This is a genomic window from Lactiplantibacillus daowaiensis, from assembly GCF_005405085.1.
In the GTDB taxonomy this organism is placed as follows: domain Bacteria; phylum Bacillota; class Bacilli; order Lactobacillales; family Lactobacillaceae; genus Lactiplantibacillus; species Lactiplantibacillus daowaiensis.
The window spans coordinates 100,887-118,326 of sequence record NZ_BJDJ01000006.1 but is presented as its reverse complement, the minus strand read 5'-3'; the positions used below and the strand labels follow the sequence as shown (position 1 = coordinate 118,326).

The 17,440-nt window shown below is 45.1% G+C and carries 18 protein-coding genes, 2 tRNA genes and 1 other annotated feature; of the genes, 11 read left to right on the top strand and 9 right to left on the bottom strand.

Going from position 1 to position 17,440, the window contains the following annotated elements:
• Positions 1–74 precede the first annotated feature (74 nt).
• Complete coding sequence (locus tag FFM75_RS05670) at positions 75–1,457, bottom strand: MATE family efflux transporter (protein ID WP_137628214.1); 1,383 nt, start codon at positions 1,455–1,457, stop codon at positions 75–77.
• A gap of 521 nt (positions 1,458–1,978) precedes the next feature.
• Between FFM75_RS05670 and FFM75_RS14155 the strand changes: the two genes are divergently transcribed.
• The 4 genes from FFM75_RS14155 (at position 1,979) to FFM75_RS05650 (ending at position 8,370) form a co-directional block, all read left to right on the top strand.
• Positions 1,979–3,316, top strand: a complete 1,338-nt coding sequence (locus FFM75_RS14155; RefSeq protein WP_307722390.1) for a peptidoglycan recognition protein family protein — start codon at positions 1,979–1,981, stop codon at positions 3,314–3,316.
• A gap of 145 nt (positions 3,317–3,461) precedes the next feature.
• Positions 3,462–3,702 (top strand) — a binding site (T-box leader).
• A 62-nt stretch (positions 3,703–3,764) separates the two neighbouring features.
• Positions 3,765–6,071, top strand: a complete 2,307-nt coding sequence (gene metE, locus FFM75_RS05660) for a 5-methyltetrahydropteroyltriglutamate--homocysteine S-methyltransferase (protein WP_137628213.1) — start codon at positions 3,765–3,767, stop codon at positions 6,069–6,071.
• Positions 6,072–6,083: 12 nt separating this feature from the next.
• Positions 6,084–7,940 carry a bifunctional homocysteine S-methyltransferase/methylenetetrahydrofolate reductase gene (locus tag FFM75_RS05655; RefSeq protein WP_137628212.1) on the top strand — a complete coding sequence of 619 codons (1,857 nt, stop codon included), beginning with the start codon at positions 6,084–6,086 and terminating at the stop codon, positions 7,938–7,940.
• Positions 7,941–8,010: 70 nt separating this feature from the next.
• Complete coding sequence (locus tag FFM75_RS05650) at positions 8,011–8,370, top strand: DUF1516 family protein (protein ID WP_137628211.1); 360 nt, start codon at positions 8,011–8,013, stop codon at positions 8,368–8,370.
• Positions 8,371–8,403: 33 nt separating this feature from the next.
• Here the strand turns inward: FFM75_RS05650 and FFM75_RS05645 are convergent, their stop codons facing one another.
• Positions 8,404–8,862 carry a GtrA family protein gene (locus tag FFM75_RS05645; protein ID WP_223876621.1) on the bottom strand — a complete coding sequence of 153 codons (459 nt, stop codon included), beginning with the start codon at positions 8,860–8,862 and terminating at the stop codon, positions 8,404–8,406.
• A gap of 154 nt (positions 8,863–9,016) precedes the next feature.
• Between FFM75_RS05645 and FFM75_RS05640 the strand changes: the two genes are divergently transcribed.
• The 4 genes from FFM75_RS05640 to FFM75_RS05630 all read left to right on the top strand — a co-directional run bounded on the left by FFM75_RS05640 (position 9,017) and on the right by FFM75_RS05630 (position 11,104).
• On the top strand, positions 9,017–10,030 hold the full coding sequence (locus tag FFM75_RS05640) for a hypothetical protein (protein WP_137628209.1): 1,014 nt from the start codon (positions 9,017–9,019) through the stop codon (positions 10,028–10,030).
• A gap of 16 nt (positions 10,031–10,046) precedes the next feature.
• Positions 10,047–10,169, top strand: a complete 123-nt coding sequence (locus FFM75_RS14125; protein ID WP_263390548.1) for a hypothetical protein — start codon at positions 10,047–10,049, stop codon at positions 10,167–10,169.
• Positions 10,166–10,594 carry a hypothetical protein gene (locus tag FFM75_RS05635; protein WP_137628208.1) on the top strand — a complete coding sequence of 143 codons (429 nt, stop codon included), beginning with the start codon at positions 10,166–10,168 and terminating at the stop codon, positions 10,592–10,594. Before FFM75_RS14125 ends, FFM75_RS05635 begins: the two co-directional genes overlap by 4 nt.
• Before the next feature lie 78 nt (positions 10,595–10,672).
• Positions 10,673–11,104, top strand: coding sequence for a hypothetical protein (locus FFM75_RS05630; protein WP_137628207.1), 432 nt, complete (start codon positions 10,673–10,675; stop codon positions 11,102–11,104).
• Between the two features lie 53 nt (positions 11,105–11,157).
• On the opposite strand, the gene FFM75_RS05625 is transcribed toward FFM75_RS05630, so the two are convergent.
• The 5 genes from FFM75_RS05625 to FFM75_RS13950 all read right to left on the bottom strand — a co-directional run bounded on the left by FFM75_RS05625 (position 11,158) and on the right by FFM75_RS13950 (position 14,421).
• Positions 11,158–11,230: transfer RNA gene (locus FFM75_RS05625), tRNA-His, on the bottom strand.
• A gap of 112 nt (positions 11,231–11,342) precedes the next feature.
• The gene (gene trpA, locus FFM75_RS05620) at positions 11,343–12,113 is read right to left on the bottom strand and encodes a tryptophan synthase subunit alpha (RefSeq protein ID WP_137628206.1); all 771 of its coding nucleotides are present in this window, start codon (positions 12,111–12,113) and stop codon (positions 11,343–11,345) included.
• On the bottom strand, positions 12,103–13,320 hold the full coding sequence (gene trpB, locus FFM75_RS05615; RefSeq protein ID WP_171001433.1) for a tryptophan synthase subunit beta: 1,218 nt from the start codon (positions 13,318–13,320) through the stop codon (positions 12,103–12,105). Before trpB ends, trpA begins: the two co-directional genes overlap by 11 nt.
• A gap of 797 nt (positions 13,321–14,117) precedes the next feature.
• Positions 14,118–14,201, bottom strand: a tRNA-Leu gene (locus FFM75_RS05610).
• Between the two features lie 79 nt (positions 14,202–14,280).
• On the bottom strand, positions 14,281–14,421 hold the full coding sequence (locus tag FFM75_RS13950) for a hypothetical protein (protein WP_171001432.1): 141 nt from the start codon (positions 14,419–14,421) through the stop codon (positions 14,281–14,283).
• Between the two features lie 178 nt (positions 14,422–14,599).
• On the opposite strand from FFM75_RS13950, the gene FFM75_RS05605 reads away from it, so the two are divergent.
• Positions 14,600–15,142, top strand: a complete 543-nt coding sequence (locus tag FFM75_RS05605; protein WP_137628205.1) for a sunset domain-containing protein — start codon at positions 14,600–14,602, stop codon at positions 15,140–15,142.
• Positions 15,143–15,169: 27 nt separating this feature from the next.
• On the opposite strand, the gene FFM75_RS05600 is transcribed toward FFM75_RS05605, so the two are convergent.
• Positions 15,170–15,448: a hypothetical protein gene (locus FFM75_RS05600; protein ID WP_137628204.1), complete on the bottom strand. Its 279-nt coding sequence runs from the start codon at positions 15,446–15,448 to the stop codon at positions 15,170–15,172.
• 146 nt (positions 15,449–15,594) lie between these two features.
• Here FFM75_RS05600 and FFM75_RS05595 point away from each other — a divergent pair, with 146 nt between their 5' ends.
• Both FFM75_RS05595 and FFM75_RS05590 read left to right on the top strand, forming a co-directional pair.
• Positions 15,595–16,083, top strand: a complete 489-nt coding sequence (locus FFM75_RS05595; RefSeq protein ID WP_223876623.1) for a hypothetical protein — start codon at positions 15,595–15,597, stop codon at positions 16,081–16,083.
• A 114-nt stretch (positions 16,084–16,197) separates the two neighbouring features.
• Positions 16,198–16,674 (top strand): MarR family winged helix-turn-helix transcriptional regulator, encoded by a 477-nt coding sequence (locus tag FFM75_RS05590; protein WP_137628203.1) that lies wholly within the window; start codon positions 16,198–16,200, stop codon positions 16,672–16,674.
• Positions 16,675–16,708: 34 nt separating this feature from the next.
• Here FFM75_RS05590 and FFM75_RS05585 read toward each other — a convergent pair whose 3' ends face one another.
• Positions 16,709–17,404, bottom strand: coding sequence for a CPBP family intramembrane glutamic endopeptidase (locus FFM75_RS05585; RefSeq protein WP_137628202.1), 696 nt, complete (start codon positions 17,402–17,404; stop codon positions 16,709–16,711).
• Positions 17,405–17,440 lie beyond the last annotated feature (36 nt).

Below are 17,440 nucleotides of genomic sequence, written 5' to 3'. Positions count from 1 at the left end.
ACTCCTTCATTCAAATTGATAACAAATATTAGCAAATCCCTGCTCGAGTTGCAAGGCTTAAAGCACTTTTTTAATTAATCTGTCACGGAAGCGGCCTTTTCAACCGTTTCCACCGGCTTTTCAGTCGCCATGCGCTGCCGTAATTCGCGCACCGCCCGAATATAGGCTGGTAATAACACCCCAACGGACCCTAGCCAAGCTAATGGTTCCGAGAAACAAGCCCCTGGATAAGCAAAGAACCGGACCAAAATCAAAGCGGCAAAGACCCGCATGAATAATTCAGCCGCCCCCGCTAAGGTTGGAATCGCACTCCGCCCCAATCCTTGTAAAGTGTTCCGCATAATAAATAGCATCGAAAGTAAAATATACGAACTACCAATAATATTAAAATACGTTTGTGACAGATGAAGCACTGCCATGTCTTGATGCCCGACAAACAAGCCGACCAATTGTTGACCCCAAATAATTTCAATCAGACCAGCGGCCACACTGAATGCCCCGGAGAGCCACATGGTTTGTTTGACCCCTTTGATGATCCGATCATACTTGTGCGCACCAAAGTTTTGCGCGGCAAATGTCGCCATCGTTACCCCAAATGACATTAACGGTTGCGTGGCCAACTGGTCAATCTTTTGCGCGGCCGTCGTGGCAGCAACCGAATTCGTCCCCAAGCTGTTTAATGCCGCTTGCAAGACGATTGTGCCAATGGCAATGATCGACATTTGAAACGCCATTGGTAACCCAACGCGTAAATGTCCGGTCACTTCACTACCACGAAACTTAAAGTGACGCCGACCGATATGCAAAATCGGCACCCGCACAATAATATAGACAACACACATTAATGAGGCAATCAATTGGGCCAAAATCGTTGCCCAACCAGCACCGGCGATTCCCCAGTGAAAGCCTAAGATAAAGAGTAGTTCTAGTCCGATATTAATCAACGAACTAATAATCAAAAACCACAACGGGGTTCGACTATCACCGAGCGCGCGAATGATATTCGATAACAAATTAAATGCGATCGGCGCTAACATACCGCCTAACATAATCTGTAAGAACGTCCGCGCATCATTAATGATGTCACTTGGCGTTTGCATCAACGTTAAGATATGGTCGACAAAAATCAGTGACAAAATCGTCAAAATAATGCCGACAACTAAACTAACCGCGATACTGATGGCAAAACTACGCCGCACGCCTTTAAAATCTTTGGCACCGTAATGTTGGGCCGTCAAAATTGATAACCCAGCCGTTAACCCCTGAGCAAACCCAACAATCAAAAATTGGACACTCCCAGTAGACCCAACGGCCGCTAACGCTTTAACGCCCAACGTTTGGCCGACGATTAGCGTATCTGATAAACTATAAAATTGCTGAAAAATGTTTCCGATCAATAATGGAATCGTAAACCAAAATATCAGTTTTAACGGCTTCCCCTTTGTTAAATCGTTCATTTTTACGCTCCTTTCGTGAATTAAAATCTGGTCTAGCCCCCCGCCATCCTTGACTTCCTGCTAAACAAACTTTGCCAGTATACCAACTTTATCCCGTGAATACTAGCACTTAACCCCCAAATATAAATTAAATTATTGTTACAAGCCCTAAGCTGATTAAACCGGGTTTTTATGCGAGCGACCATAAGCCCGAAACAGCAACCTTGGACGCCTAGCCACAGCGTCACCACTAATTGGTTTATCTTTGGGTTTGTTGCATTTAAGCCTGAGATACCGCCTGTTACGCAAATGTTAAACGATTGAAATATTCTCATGAAAGATCGACTTTTCGCATAATCTTGCAGTTTGCCTGTATATTTGGCCCTGCAAACTGAACGATTCTAAATTCACTTTAAATATTTATTCGTCAATTGTCCGTTCAGTTTTCTAAACCTCGAATGCAATGGTACCTTTTTTCAGTCAAAGCCGGTATAATCGATTGTGAATAGTATGGCGTGGTTCAAAAAAGGAGAAATTATTTGATGAAAACTTGGCAAGCCAACCTACTCTTGGGGATGGCCGCAACCACCATTGGTTTGGTTGCATTTAACACGACGGGGACCCGGGCACAAGCAGCCGATTCAGTCGTCAATGACTACATTATTAGCAATAACTTACAACATGCGACGATTACGTCGAGTCTTTGGAGCGGATTTCCAAAGAATGCTTACCGCAACGGGGTTGGTAAGCCTGAAGGGGTCGCGGTTCACGAAACGGCCAATCCCAACTCAACAATTTATAACGAAATCGCCTATATGAAAAACAACTATCAAAACGCATTTGTCCATACCTTTGTCGATGCTAGCAAGATCATTAACATTGCCAACACGAATTACTTGGCTTGGGGCGCCGGTTATTATGGGAACCAACGCTTCGTTCAGTTTGAACAAGTTGAAGTACATTCTAAGGATGCTTTTGCAAATGAGGTCAACAATGCCGCCTATTATACGGCCTACATTTTAAAACAATACAACTTAAAACCTGACGATGCCGCTTACGATGGTAAAGGTACCGTTTGGTCACATGGGGCCATCTCGACTTATTTAGGTGGGACGAATCATACTGATCCAAAAGCTTACTATGCCAATGCTGGTAAGACTTATTTTGGCCAATCATATACGTTTGCGATGTTCTATCAGTTAGTTAAGCAACGCTACAATGAACTTGCCCCAACGACCGATACCACGACTGACACCACAACTAGCAGTAGTAGTAGTGCCGTTAGCAGCAGCAGTTCTTCAGCAGCAACAACAACGACTGACACCTCATCGTCAACGGCCACAACAGTGGTTAAGCCACAATTTGCTAAGGTAAGCTACTACAAGGCTAACGGTGGCGATTGGGCCACACTAAGTTCAACTTACCGGAACTATCGGGCTTATAACCATGTTAAAGGTAGCCGTGCTAGCGTTAAGAATTTAGGCTGGCCATATGGGTCATATACGGGGCGTAAAGTTTACCTCGACATGCGTGGTGTTAAAGCATCTGGCAGCACTTGGTACCGGATTCGTTTTAGTAAAGCTAGCAATGCCAAGCGTTATTGGGTCTATGGTAAGGCTTTAACGTTTGCTAAAGTCACGTATACCACTAATCTAAATCAGAATGAAACGATCAAGACGACAACTAAAGCGCCACTCCGAAATCACGTGTTAAGTTCAACTTACTTATCTAAAAACACAGGTTCCGCCACCGATCTGGCGGGTCAAACCGTAGCGGTCAACGCTAAAGCCGTCAAAGTCCAAGCGGGCAAAACAACCGTTTGGTACCGCATCAAAGATAATCAAAAAACTTATTGGGTCTACCAATCAGCCCTGCAATAACATCACAAAGCCAAGCGACCTAACGGGTTGCTTGGCTTTTGTTTTTGACTAAAAAATTAATATTCAACATTTATAATGGCAAAAAGATTAAAATTTGATTTGACTTTATCATTTAACGGTGGTAACTTTTAAGCAATCATAAAACAGAAACGTATTGATGAGGAAAGTAAAACGTGGCGACTTGCCCAGGGAGTTCGGGATAATGGAAACCGAATCAGGAAGTCGCGTTTGAAAATGGCCTCTAAACGGCATCGCTGAGCGTTAAGCCAGGTGATGACAGCCAGCCACCGTTACCCGGCGACCGTATGAAACGTACGGGTTAAGTTCAATATCGTGAGGTATTGATAAACTAAGGTGGTACCGCGAACGGCAACTTCGTCCTTTTGAGACGTAAGTTGCCGTTTTTTTTATTTAAATTCTTTTAACTAACAATTAAGGAGTGGTCAATATGACTGTCATCAGTAGCAACTTAGGATATCCCCGTTTAGGTGAACATCGTGAATGGAAACATTTATTGGAACATTATTGGCGTCATGATTTTGGCACTGATGAATTTCATGCCACAGCTAAGCAATTACGCTTAGCTAATCTCAAAAAGCAACAAGCATTAGGGGTTGATTATATTCCAGTCGCAGACAACTCCGATTACGACCATGTCTTAGATACATTAACGGCTTTTGGCGCGATTCCGACTCGCTTTGGTCACTTTGACCATGCCTTAGCGCTCCCCGACTATTATGCCATTGCCCGGGGCACTGACACGGCCGTCGCCGCTGAAATGACGAAATGGTTCAATATCAACTACCACTACATCGTCCCTGAATTCGACGACGTGCATTTCCAATTATTGGACAATCGTTGGTTACGTTACTATCAAGAAGCCAAAGCTGAACTGGGCATCGATGGTAAGCCCGTCATTTTAGGCCCGGTTTCTTTCTTAAAACTTGGCAAACGCCAGGGTCAATATTTAGATGCGGCTGGGGTCGCTGAACTATTGCCACAATTATTACCACTTTACCAACAAGTCTTCCAAGAACTCGCGGCCGCCGGTGCTAAGTGGGTACAACTAGATGAACCGACGCTAGTCAAAACCACCGATCCAGCAGAAATCGCGCCTTATCGACAAGCATTAACCGCCTTACATCAAGCCGTTCCAACCTTAAATATCGAACTACAAACTTATTTTGATAGCTTAGATTTATATGACCAAGTCGTCGACCTACCCGTTCAAGCGATTGGTTTAGATTTAGTTCATGACCATGGTGAAAATCTCGCCCATTTACGGACCAGTGGCTTTCCAGCAGATAAAGTGCTAGCCGCCGGCCTCATCGATGGCCATAACGTTTGGGCCAGTGATTTAACCCAAAAATTCGACCTCGTGCAAGAATTAACGCAACTCGTTGGCACTGATCACCTATGGTTACAACCAGCCAATTCGTTATTACATGTCCCGATCACGACTAAAAATGAACCCCAAGCTGATCCAATCTTGTTGGGAGGCCTCGCTTTCGCTGATCAAAAATTACAAGAACTCGCGACATTAACGACGGCGGCTAACCAAGGCGTTGCGGCCGTCCAAGCGGATTTTGACCGCAATCAAGCCAACTTAGCCGCTTTGAATGCCTCTAGTCACCGTAATAATCAAGCGGTTCGTGACGCTGAAGCCCATTTAGCTGACCAAACATTTGAACGGCAAGCGCCTTTTGCGACCCGGATCAAATTACAACATGACCGACTCCACTTGCCACTACTACCAACAACCACGATTGGCAGCTTTCCTCAAAGTAAAACAGTACGGTCGAAACGCGCGGCTTGGCGCCACGGCGACTTATCTGATGCCGATTATCAAACGTTTTTAAATGCAGAAACCAAGCGTTGGATCGACTATCAAAATGATTTAGGCTTAGACGTCTTAGTCCACGGTGAATTTGAACGCACTGACATGGTCGAATATTTTGGTCAAAAGCTCACTGGCTTTTATGCCACCCAAAACGGTTGGGTTCAATCATATGGGTCTCGTGGGGTACGGCCACCAGTCATCTTCGGTGATGTCGCCTATACCGAACCCATTACGGTCGCGGCTTCTGTCTATGCACAAAGTTTGACCGATAAACCCGTCAAAGGCATGCTAACGGCCCCACTCACGATTATCAACTGGAGTTTTGTCCGTGATGATATTCCAACCGCGCAAGTTCAAAATCAAATTGCGCTCGCTTTACGTCAAGAAGTTCAAAATCTTGAAAAAGCTGGCATTAAGATTATCCAAGTTGACGAACCCGCTTTACGTGAAGGGCTGCCGCTAAAACAACGCCATTGGCAAGCTTATTTAGACGAAGCCGTTTATTCGTTTAAAATCACCACGACAGGTGTTGCCAACGACACCCAAATTCATACACATATGTGCTATTCGAACTTCGCTGACATTATTGACACCATTAAGGCGTTAGATGCCGACGTCATTTCAATTGAAACGTCTCGTAGTCACGGTGAAATCATCAGCGCCTTTGAACAAACTGGCTATGACCAAGAAATTGGCTTGGGCGTTTACGACATTCATAGTCCCCGCGTCCCAAGCGTCGCTGAAATCCAAGCCAATATTCAACGGGCACTGCGGGTGATTGACGTCCATCAATTTTGGATCAATCCAGATTGTGGCTTAAAGACACGTCAAAAACCAGAAACGTTGGCGGCTTTAAAGAACATGGTCGCGGCCCGCGATGCCGTTCGTGACCAGCTCACCACCCCAGCGAAATAAGGAGGTCGGGCCATGGATTTTAAAACAGCCCTTAAACAACGGGTCTTAGTTGCCGATGGCGCGATGGGCACCCTGTTATATGGTAACTATGGTATCAACTCAGCCTTTGAAAACTTGAACTTGACGCACCCCGATACGATTTTGCGGGTCCATCAATCCTATATTAGCGCTGGCGCCGATGTCATTCAGACCAATACGTACGCTGCCAATCGGCTTAAATTGACCCGTTATGATTTACAAGACCAAGTGACCGCAATCAACAAAGCCGCGGTCAAACTGGCCGAGACCGCCAAACATGCTGCTGATCATCCAGTCTATGTCTTAGGGACGATCGGTGGTTTGGCTGGTGATACTGACCAAGCGGTTCAACAAGCAACCCCGGCGGCGATTCAGGCTAGTCTGACTGAACAACTCCAAGCTTTGCTAGCAACCAAACAACTAGACGGGATTTTATTAGAAACTTACTATGACTTACCTGAATTGTTGACGGCCCTCAAAATTGTCAAAGCACAAACCGACTTGCCAGTGATTACCAACGTGTCGATGTTAGCGCCCGGCGTTTTACGCGATGGCACGACTTTTGCCGATGCCGTGATCCAACTGGCTGCGGCCGGTGCTGATGTGATCGGTACTAATTGTCGCTTAGGGCCTTATTATCTAGCCCAGTCATTTGAAAAGCTCGCGGTACCGGCAACGGTTAAACTAGCCGTTTATCCTAATTCGGGCCTCCCCGGGACCGACCAAGATGGCCACGTGGTTTACGATGGTGACCCCAGTTACTTTGAAGAATACGCCGAACGTTTTCGTCAATTAGGCCTCAATCTCATTGGTGGCTGTTGTGGCACGACGCCACTGCACACCGCCGCGTTAGTTCGCGGCTTAGCTAGTCGCGCCATCGTGCCGCACACCGCCGTTGCCCAACCGCAGTCAGCACCAACCTTAGCATCAACGATTGGGCCGCACCCGTTTTTACAAAAAGTTGCCACCCAAAAAACGGCACTAGTTGAACTCGACCCACCAAAAGATTTTGACACGGCCAAATTTTTCAACGGTGCGCAACGCTTAAAAGCCGCGGGTGTCGATGGGATTACCTTGTCAGATAATTCTTTAGCCAGTGTCCGGATCTCAAACGCCACAATTGCCGCTCAATTAAAGTTATCCTATGGCATTACACCAATTGTGCATTTAACGACTCGCGATCATAACTTGATTGGCTTGCAATCTGAAATCATGGGTTTGCATAGTCTTGGGATTGAAGATATTTTAGCAGTCACTGGCGACCCGGCTAAATTAGGTGACTTTCCTGGTGCAACTTCGGTTGGTGATGTCCGTTCCGTCGAACTCATCAAGTTGATCAAACAGTTCAATAGTGGCATCGGCCCGACCGGGAAATCACTCAAACAAGCGACTGATTTTCGCGTTGCGGCTGCTTTTAACCCTAATGCTTATCGCACCAATGTATCAACGAAATCAATTGAACGTAAACGCAATTATGGTTGCGACTATATTATTACGCAACCCGTTTTCGACATCAAAAACGTCCAAGCCCTAGCCGACGCCTTAAAGACCAACGACCTGCACGTGCCCGTTTTTGTCGGCGTCATGCCCTTAGTGTCCTATCGTAACGCGGCCTTTTTGCATCATGAAGTCCACGGCATTCGCTTGCCGCAAACTGTTTTAGACCGCATGAAGCAAGCTGAACAAGCTGGCAATGAACGAGCCGTGGGCATTCAAATTGCCAAGGAATTGATCGATGGCATCTGTGATTGCTTTAATGGCGTGCACATCGTGACCCCGTTTAACCGCTTTAAAACGGTGATTGAACTAGTTGATTATGTGCAGCAAAAAAATTTAACATCGGTGCAATAAAAAATTAACACCGCCAACTAGCACTTCATGCTAAAATTAAACTTGAAGTGTTGATTGGAGGCGTTTTTTAGTGGTTTTACCTGTGCATATTTTAAGTTGGCTGTGGTTAATGCTGATGGTTATTCTCGGCTTGACGCGCCAAACAGCCAAAAGCGCCAATCGGTACTTGATTTTAAGTCGCTTAGGTTACTTAGCCTTAATTATTACTGGCGTCTACCTGAGCACCAAAACGTTTACTGGCGCTTGGCTATTAACTAGTTTAAAGGCGCTACTTGGCCTAGGCACGATTGGCCTGATTGAAGTGGCTTTCGCCCGGCGCCAAGAAAGTCGCTTGACCCCACGCTTGGTCAGTTTACTCGTCGTGGGAATCGTCTTAACCGTTGCGGTTGGTTGGGGGTTACACTGGACCTTAACCGGGCAGTGGTTCTAAAAAAACGACGCTCGTCTTCACGACGAACCCCGTTTATTTACTAAAGCGTTTCAAAATTTGTTGCCGCATGCGCATCTTTTGATTATGTTCCATAAAGATAAGCCGCGATGTGCCATAATTAAAGATACCGACCAAAACTTGATCTAAGATCTTCACAAGCATCGGGGCCCAAAATAGGACCGAGATACCGACAAACATGAGGAACGTATCAAAAAAGTAAGATAAGCCGCGGGTCGCCATAAAGCTTAAAAATTCGCGGCACCAATGCCAAAAATCACTGGATTTTGACCGAAACACCACTGCTTTATTCGTAAAAAAGCTGAAGAGTGTCGCTAAAACCCAAGCAATCGTGTTTGAAAATAAATAGTGCTCTAACATGACCGAATGTAAGACCCAAAAAGCCACCACATTCACGAGCGCGGCTAAAAAACCAAAAATCGCATATTTCCAAAAGTAGCGATACCTACGATAAAGGCGCTTTATTTCCTGCACTGCTGTTCGCCGCCGTTTCTTTATAATCTTAACTGAAAAACGTATCTGACCCATCTTACCCTATTTGACTAGCAGTTGACAAGCGACACTCGCGAATCAACCGGTTACAACCATTAAAAAGCGAATTATTTACCACTATTTGGAGTGAAATTTGATGAAACTTTACTTGTTATTATTGGGCTTAATGCTCGTGTGCGTCATCTTGGTGATTGGTTTAATCATGAGCATCGTCCATAATCACCATCGTAAACAAGCGCAAGCCGCCCAAGCAGACGTCTTAAAAGACATTCGGACGCGCCTGGTACGCCAAACGTTGGTCAACCAAGACCAAGCCGCGGCCTTGACTGAGTTACAAACACAAAACGAAACCTTTAAATCGCAATTACGTAAAACGGTCCCTAAACCCGTCAATGCCCCACAAAAGCACCGAATCGATGCCAATTCACGGGCGATTTTCCGCTCTTATGTGGTCGGTTTAGATTATTACCAAAAAGAATTTGAAGCCGCTCTCCAAGACGCGATTAAACGTGATTATTTTAAACCTTATGATAACTACAACGATTCTGGATTAAAAGCCGATTACTTATATGCTAAAAAGTATCAAGTCGATGCGGATGCTAACATCGGTGAAATCCAATTAGTTGAAGAAGTCGATGGGGCTAAACGCGCGGTACGGATTGAATTAAAAGTCGCTGATCACGGCTACGTCATTGGCTATTTACCGAAGAAGCAAGTCAATGAAGCTTTCAACGTCATTGATATTTACGCTAATTCCGTCATGACCTTATCATCTAAAACCCGCATTACGGGTGGTCAATGGAAGATGGCGATCGATGCCGTTGATGATTTGCAATACATGAATGATCCTAACGCTCAGGAACGGCGATTAGCCGACTATGGATCGACGGATACCCCACTACAAATCAAGACCGGTCGCAAATCTTACTTCTTACAATTTACGTTATACGAACTAGAAATTGCCAACGACCAAATTCCTTTGTATAGTTTAGTCGACACAACTACTGGCCAACGCGGTTCCATCGTCACGATTGAAGCTGAACCAATCAGCTATCAAATTGCAGTGGAAGCTGGCCCTCAAGCTGGGCAAAAATTGCTCATCACACCAGATCAAATCGCCCGCGTCATCTGGGTGCCAAACTGGAAATAACCGAGGTAACTATCCTATGAAAAACATTTTTTTTGCAACTTTATTAGTCGTAAGTATCTTGATTATGGCTTATGTCGATTATCAAGTTATTCAAGGCACTAATTATCCAACGCTTTCACAAGAAGAACAAAGCCAATGAGCCGCCGCTATTTAGGACTCATCGGCCTCAGTTTGGGGTTACTTTTGACCGGTTGTGCGGCTAAAACACCGACGATCACCCAACACAAAGCCAATCAAATTGCCACCGAAAATCGGCAACAAAGCGCGAATGCTGCGGCCCAGGCCCAAGATGCGAGTGCCGCTAAAAAGACCGGTAAACAATACCAAGCGGCTAATGACCATATCACGAGTGCTAGTATGGCCGCCGCGGCCGTCACCCAAGTGTTACAAGCACCCAAACGACAACTTACGCATGCGGTCCCAACTATCAATCAAGATGGCCGTGGCAAGCATTACTATCAAGTCGATACGTATCGGCAATTGACCAACGGCAAACGGGGCCCGTTATTACAAACTTACTTTGTCTATCCCGATGGCCGCATCACCACCAAACAACTCGATTAATAAAACCCCGGTTAGCGTCACGTTAACCGGGGTTTCGTATGCTATAATTAGTACAAACTTACTTTGGAGAGGTCACTAATGAAATTCACAAAATCACTCGGGGTCATTGCGATGGGGATCGCTTTACTTGGTGGCGCCCTACCCGCGCAAGCCGCCCTGCATACACGAACAGTCCCTGCTAGCTTTCGGCACACTTGGTATCACTATGATAGTCGTCACAGCTATAGCAAATTGCAAGTCACTAAGCACGGTACTAAAGGCACGATTTACAAGAATGGCAAAGTCAACCAAGTCTGGGCAAACGCCCAAGGTAAACGCTTTGTCGCCATCATTCATAGCCATAAAAAGATTTCCGTCTATAACACCCGCTATGGTAGTTTAAAACCGTACAGCGACAGCATTGTTTTGACCAAACAAACCAAACACGGTCGCGCTAGCCTCAAAGTTTCAGTAGCTGGTTTTCCAAACACCTACTACCGCAGTAAATCAGCGGCCTATCAATATCGATAACCAAAAAAACACGTTAATGGCGATCACTCGTCATTAACGTGTTTTTTTATAAGGGCGGTATGTGGGAATCGAACCCACGCGTGCCGGAGCCACAATCCGGTGCGTTAACCACTTCGCCAATACCGCCATCAATTATTCGTTGGTTTAAACCAACAAATAATAGTATACACTAGTTAGGCGAAAAGGTTTAGGGGTTTCAGAAAAAAAGTCGACTTAACTTACCGCCGCGAAATTACCTCTAATGATGACTAGCGTCTAACGCTTGACGTAAGGCTTTGGTCATAGCGGTCAACTGACTTAACACCGATGACTGCGTCGCTATTAGCTGCACCATCGTACTTCCAATCACAACACCATCAGCCACCGTGGCCAACTCAGTTGCTGCTACAGTCGTCGTCTCACTCAGTATCACAATTGGCAACTCAGTCACCGCTCGCAATGCCGCGATGACTGGTTGGGTACTTGTAACCGTTGGGGCCTGTCCAGGAGTTGCCAAGACCTCGATAAACCCTGTTGCCGCAGCCGCAATCGCTTGTGCACGCTTAGGCGTCGTGGTGGTACCAACTTGTGGCATCAAAGCAATGCCCTGGGCTGCTAAAGTGGGTTGTAACTCCCCTTGTTCTTCTAATGGCAAGTCTGGAACGATCACGCCACCAATCGCAAGTGCCTGACATTTGGCCGCAAATGCCGCATACCCATATTGGTAAAGCAAATTGGCATAAGCTGATAACACGATTGGCATTGTCGTTTGTTGTCGAATCGCAGCCACCATCGCAAAAACTTGTGCCGGCGTCGTGCCAGCTTTTAACGCGCGTTCATCAGCAGCTTGAACAACTGGCCCATCCGCTACCGGATCAGAGAATGGCACTGCTAAAATAACGAGATCACAACCAGCTTGCGCCAAGGTCACGACTTGACTCACTGTTTGCTCAAAGTTCGGGTCGCCAGCGACTACCGTACTCAACAAAGCTGGCTCGTGCTTAAAATTAACAGTTAATTTAGTCTTCATTTAAGGTCACCCCACGATACTTGGCAATTGCGGCCACATCTTTATCACCACGGCCAGACAAGGTACAAATGATACTTTGATCCGGGCGCATCGTTGGTGCTAACTTTTGCACGTAAGCCACGGCATGCGCACTTTCAATGGCACAAATAATGCCTTCAACTTTAGCAATGTACTCAAAAGCCGCGACCGCTTCATCATCGGTAATCGCCACATATTGTGCCCGCCCCGTTTTGGCTAATTGGACATGTTCGGGACCAACACCGGGATAATCCAGGCCAGCTGAAATCGAGTAAACCGGGGCAATTTGACCAGCATCATCTTGTAAGAATAATGATTTCATCCCGTGAAAGATACCAGGCCGACCACAGGTCATCGTGGCCGCAGTCAGCGGGGTCGCACTCCCCTTGCCCGCCGCTTCACAGCCAATTAATTGAACAGTTGGGTCATCAATGTAATTGGCAAAACTACCGATTGCATTACTGCCACCACCAACACAAGCTACGACCGCGGTTGGCAAATGCCCTAACTGATCCAGACTTTGTTGCCGTGATTCTTGACTGATCACACTTTGATACGTCCGTACCATCACTGGAAATGGATGCGGCCCAGTTGCTGACCCCATGATATACGCCGTATCGTCTGCCCGGGCGGTCCATGCTTGTAGCGCCGCATTGATCGCATCTTTTAAGACCATTGACCCCGCGGTAACCGGATGCACCGTCGCACCCAAAAGTTCCATCCGATACACATTCAGTGCTTGGCGGTCGGTATCCATTTTACCCATGTAGATGTCACACGCCATCCCGAATAAGGCTGCAACGGTAGCAGTTGCTACCCCATGTTGACCAGCCCCAGTTTCTGCAATCAAGCGCTTCTTACCCATCCGTTTTGCCAATAACGCCTGGCCTAAAACATTATTAATTTTATGGGCACCAGTATGATTTAAATCTTCTCGTTTAAAGTAAACCTGCGCGCCACCTAAATCAGCTGACATCCGCTTTGCATGATACAGTAACGACGGCCGATTAGCATAATTACTTAGTAGATCGGTTAATTCAGCTTGGAATTCAGGATCTTGTTGATAGTGTTGAAAGGCTTGGTCTAATCGTTGCAATTCGGGCATCAGTAGTTCCGGGACATATTGGCCACCAAAATCACCATAACGTCCAGTTAACATTGGGTCTTCACTTGATTTAGCTGCTTGCATTGTCGTTTTCTCCTTAATTAAATCCGATTGTTAGTGTCATTGCGTCTAAACAGTCGGCTTGCCATCGTCTCAATAACATGTCTTTTGCCTCCTATCAAAAAAATCCGCCCATGACTAATGATTAGTCAAGGACGGATTATTCCGCGGTACCACCTTGGTTGAACGACTATTGACGCAACGACAAAAAAGACTTGTCCCCCGCAATAATCGTTCCAGCTTAGCAGAATGCTAACACATTCCCGGGAAATGACGTCTCCCTTACGTCGCGAGGTACTTGAACCGTCAATACGGTTGGTTGGTCGCGCCCTCAGTGGTCCATTTAATAACTTGCGTTCGATCGCACTCTCAGCAACGGCGACTCTCTTTACGGGCATCATTATCTTGATCTCCACTTCATTGGTTTCATGGACGAATATTTAAGTTGTTATTTACATTAAAACTTTATGAGTTAAATGTCAATGATTAATTTTGTAGTGGCTTCAATCCTGATATAAGCTGCTATATTAGCGCCTTAAAAATTAAATTTAGATTAGTTTGATTTATGATGGGCCGACACAAGTTTACTAGCTTAATCCGTGCCGTCGGGTAATGGGAAAACTGTTGCTTCGTTTGATAATCACAATGCGCTTAGTGATAACTGCTTCTGAACATAATCATGTCGTGCTTTAATTGCTAACATGATATTGCCGCCAAGTCATCTTCATTAAGCACCCTCATTTAGGATATCCAGTTTACTTGTGCACTTACAAAAAAGACCTCACTAACCGTAGTTAGCAAGGTCTGCTTCGATATTATGATGCCCCAGGCAGGATTCGAACCTGTACATTGTTGCCAATACAGCGACCTGAACGCTGCGCGTCTGCCAGTTCCGCCACTAGGGCAATTGTCTTTCAACAACAGCTTTAATTATAGCGAAAAGCGGGCTAAAAATAAACCTTTTTCTATATTTATGCAGTTAACCTACTTTTTACCCGGTTTAGCGAATTGTTTACGAAAATCAGTATCTAATAACGCTGCCCGTAATTTAGCTTTAACTTCCGCACGCGTGGGTAATGTCTCAGCCGGTTGCTTTCCCTTAGTAGACTTGGTTTTATCAGCCATTTTATCAGATCTCCTTTGACGCATTATTTCAATAGCAAATTTTAACACAACTAAAACCGTTCCCTAGACATAAGTTTCAAATTTTTTTAGTACGAATAAATTTTTAGACTGGTCTTTTACGGAGTTACCTTATAGAAAAGCTGATCAGCTTAATCATTAACTAGGAGGCGTCATTTTTATGCCACAATTGTCAAAACGAGCCCTCATTGGACTCTTCATTACATTATTCGGTGGACTATCCTTTGGTCTGCATCAAGTCAAGCAACATCATCGTGCCGTTCAAGCAGCGGCCGCGAGTTCATCAATGGTCGTTGCCAGTTCCAAAGCCCAAGCTAAAGCCAGTTCACTTGCCGACTCCGCCGCCATTTCAGCGTCAGAAAGTAGTGCTGAAGCCGAATCGGTTGAACAAGCTCGGACTGAAGCTGCTAGCAAAAAGGCCACCCAAGCGGCCAAAAAGAAAGCCAAGGCTAAATCGCTTTCAAAATCCAGTGTCAGCAAAACTTCGAAAAAAACAACCGGTGAAAGCAATGACAGCGAGTCTACTGCCACTACAAGTGCCAGCAGTACCACCAGTACTAACGGTGGCATTATTGGCAACAGTAAAACCCGTATTTACCATCTACCTGGTCAGCGCAGTTATCGTATCAGTCCAGGACATACCGTTTATTTCAACAGCGAAGCTGAAGCGCAGGCAGCGGGGTATCGGCCATCACGACGCTAATAAACTGTCCGTTTTACAACGCAACTGCTATTTTGCTAACTTCACGACAGTTCCATAACCAGTCACTACTAAAAAGCGTGGTGCGACACTCATCCGTACGACCTGAGTGTTAAAGTTCACATAGATCAAACCATCGCCATCATTATCAGCAGCCTTTTGCATTAAATCAGCTTTTACTTTTTCAATTAAATCATCGAAACCTTCGAATTGATCAATGGCATCAGATTCGAACATTGTATGTTCAGTCGCTGAAACGACCGTTTTAATCATGTGTGACCGTTGCAAATCACCAGTGGTCATAAACATGTTGTTCCCCCCTTTTAACTTCAGTTCAAGGTTAATTTTACTGGAAAGCCTTTCCATGCGCAAATATCGTGACGAATCTTGCCGAATTAGTTGACTTTTAGCCTGAAGGGACTAGGTTAGAGCTAGGGAGTGATATTTTGAACAAAGTGAACCAACTTTTAGCAACTTATACGTTTGAACCGATGACGACTAAAACGACTTTTGATGAACATCGGCTCAATGTTCAAGATGACGACCGCATCATTCCATTCGGCCAATTTAAAATCCGGTTGAAAAACATCAACGACCAACATTACTATGAGTTGAATTTAAAACAACAACTCACCCGGATCACAAATCACGGCTTCCAGTTAAAGGACCGGCTACATGGTATCAAGGTTCGGCATGTTAAACAACCAACTAATAAGTTAGTGATTGCAACAACCCTAAAAATCAAACAAGTTCCAGCCAGCATGCCCGCACCAAAACAGCATCAATTACGGACCACTTGCGACGTTCCGGTAATGAACCATCAAGCAACGACACTACCAATGCAAGTACCAGTCTATGCCTTTCATGATAATCACCAAATCGTCTTAAATCAGACGGCGTTAGCCAAGTTGTTTTTAACCACCGATTTGGGGCAAACCGCTTAATCTGCCACTTTTTCATAAATAATTTGTTTTTTTCCAATAAGTATAATCAATATATATTGCAAATAACTAATTAATTGCGTACAATATACTAGAAAATGAAAAGGAGCTGGTTCGATGGCAACCCCAACTAAGAATATTTTATTAGACGAACAATTGTGTTTCGCTTTATACACAGCTAGCAAACGGTTCAATCATTTCTATGCCGAAGCGTTAGCACCGTTTAAGCTAACTTACCCGCAATACATCACTTTGTTAGCCCTTTGGGAAAACAGTCCAATGACTGTCCGCGAACTCGGCTCACACGTCAATCTCGACAGTGGGACCTTGACACCACTACTTAAGCGGATGCAGACCCAGGGTTGGGTTGAACGTAAACGTGATGAAAATGACGAACGGCAAGTCAATATCTCGCTTTCACAAAAAGCAATCGATGCAAAACCTGAAATTTTCGCGCACGTCAATACGTGCATGGATCTGTTAGGCATGGACGAAAAGACCTATCAAGAGACTCGTGATACGGTCAACTTTGCTGCCGACCGCATTAAAAACGCCAATCCAAAAAAAATTGACTACGACGGTCCTGATTTCTAATCAGACCAAAAAGGACGCTGTTGCGTCCTTTTTTTTAGGTCAACATCGTGGTCAAAATCACACTCATCGCCCCTGCATTAATCAAAAAGTGCAACAACATTGGTGCTAACAACTTGCCCGACCAATGATAAACACCAGCTAAAATCAGTCCCATGGTGAAGTAAATTAAAAAACTCGGTAAGGTATTAGTCGTATGTAAACTGCCAAATACCACCCCGCTCAATAGCACATTTAACCAATCGTGTTTAAAAAACAGATTCATTAATACCCCGCGAAAAACCAGTTCTTCCATGATAGGCGTTAAAAACACCGCACTCAATGCTTGCAGCCACAACGCCAAGGTACTCCCAGTCATCAAGGCTTCAATCGCCGCATTATTTTGTGTTTCAGTTTGCTGGTAAAATAACCGGTTTAATAACTGAAAGCCACTTTCTAACATCAAGATGACCATATAGCTGCCTAAGACGAGCCAAAAGTCACGTTTCGTTAAACTAGGCCAATGCCAGTTACCGGTATAGTGGCGATAGATGCGATAAGCCACATAACTTACAACGACAAAAGTCGCTAAATACGCTAATACGAGCCCCAATTGCCAGGGCCATTCGTAAAATTGGGCCACTAATTCGTTAATTAATTGTAATAACATTGGTGGCAACATCACACCTAGTGCCAGCATGGCCATCAAGCCTAATCGCCATAACCAGCTCAAGCCTCGATCAACGATCTGCATCGCTTTCACCTCTTCATGTCCTCGCTTTCATTTTAG

Coding starts and splice junctions, on each gene's coding strand:
- FFM75_RS05670 (WP_137628214.1), bottom strand. CDS start 1,457: ATGAACGATTTAACAAAGGGGAAGCCGTTAAAACTGATATTTTGGTTT.
- FFM75_RS14155 (WP_307722390.1), top strand. CDS start 1,979: ATGAAAACTTGGCAAGCCAACCTACTCTTGGGGATGGCCGCAACCACC.
- metE (WP_137628213.1), top strand. CDS start 3,765: ATGACTGTCATCAGTAGCAACTTAGGATATCCCCGTTTAGGTGAACAT.
- FFM75_RS05655 (WP_137628212.1), top strand. CDS start 6,084: ATGGATTTTAAAACAGCCCTTAAACAACGGGTCTTAGTTGCCGATGGC.
- FFM75_RS05640 (WP_137628209.1), top strand. CDS start 9,017: ATGAAACTTTACTTGTTATTATTGGGCTTAATGCTCGTGTGCGTCATC.
- FFM75_RS14125 (WP_263390548.1), top strand. CDS start 10,047: ATGAAAAACATTTTTTTTGCAACTTTATTAGTCGTAAGTATCTTGATT.
- FFM75_RS05635 (WP_137628208.1), top strand. CDS start 10,166: ATGAGCCGCCGCTATTTAGGACTCATCGGCCTCAGTTTGGGGTTACTT.
- FFM75_RS05630 (WP_137628207.1), top strand. CDS start 10,673: ATGAAATTCACAAAATCACTCGGGGTCATTGCGATGGGGATCGCTTTA.
- trpA (WP_137628206.1), bottom strand. CDS start 12,113: ATGAAGACTAAATTAACTGTTAATTTTAAGCACGAGCCAGCTTTGTTG.
- trpB (WP_171001433.1), bottom strand. CDS start 13,320: ATGCAAGCAGCTAAATCAAGTGAAGACCCAATGTTAACTGGACGTTAT.
- FFM75_RS13950 (WP_171001432.1), bottom strand. CDS start 14,421: ATGGCTGATAAAACCAAGTCTACTAAGGGAAAGCAACCGGCTGAGACA.
- FFM75_RS05605 (WP_137628205.1), top strand. CDS start 14,600: ATGCCACAATTGTCAAAACGAGCCCTCATTGGACTCTTCATTACATTA.
- FFM75_RS05600 (WP_137628204.1), bottom strand. CDS start 15,448: ATGTTTATGACCACTGGTGATTTGCAACGGTCACACATGATTAAAACG.
- FFM75_RS05590 (WP_137628203.1), top strand. CDS start 16,198: ATGGCAACCCCAACTAAGAATATTTTATTAGACGAACAATTGTGTTTC.
- FFM75_RS05585 (WP_137628202.1), bottom strand. CDS start 17,404: ATGCAGATCGTTGATCGAGGCTTGAGCTGGTTATGGCGATTAGGCTTG.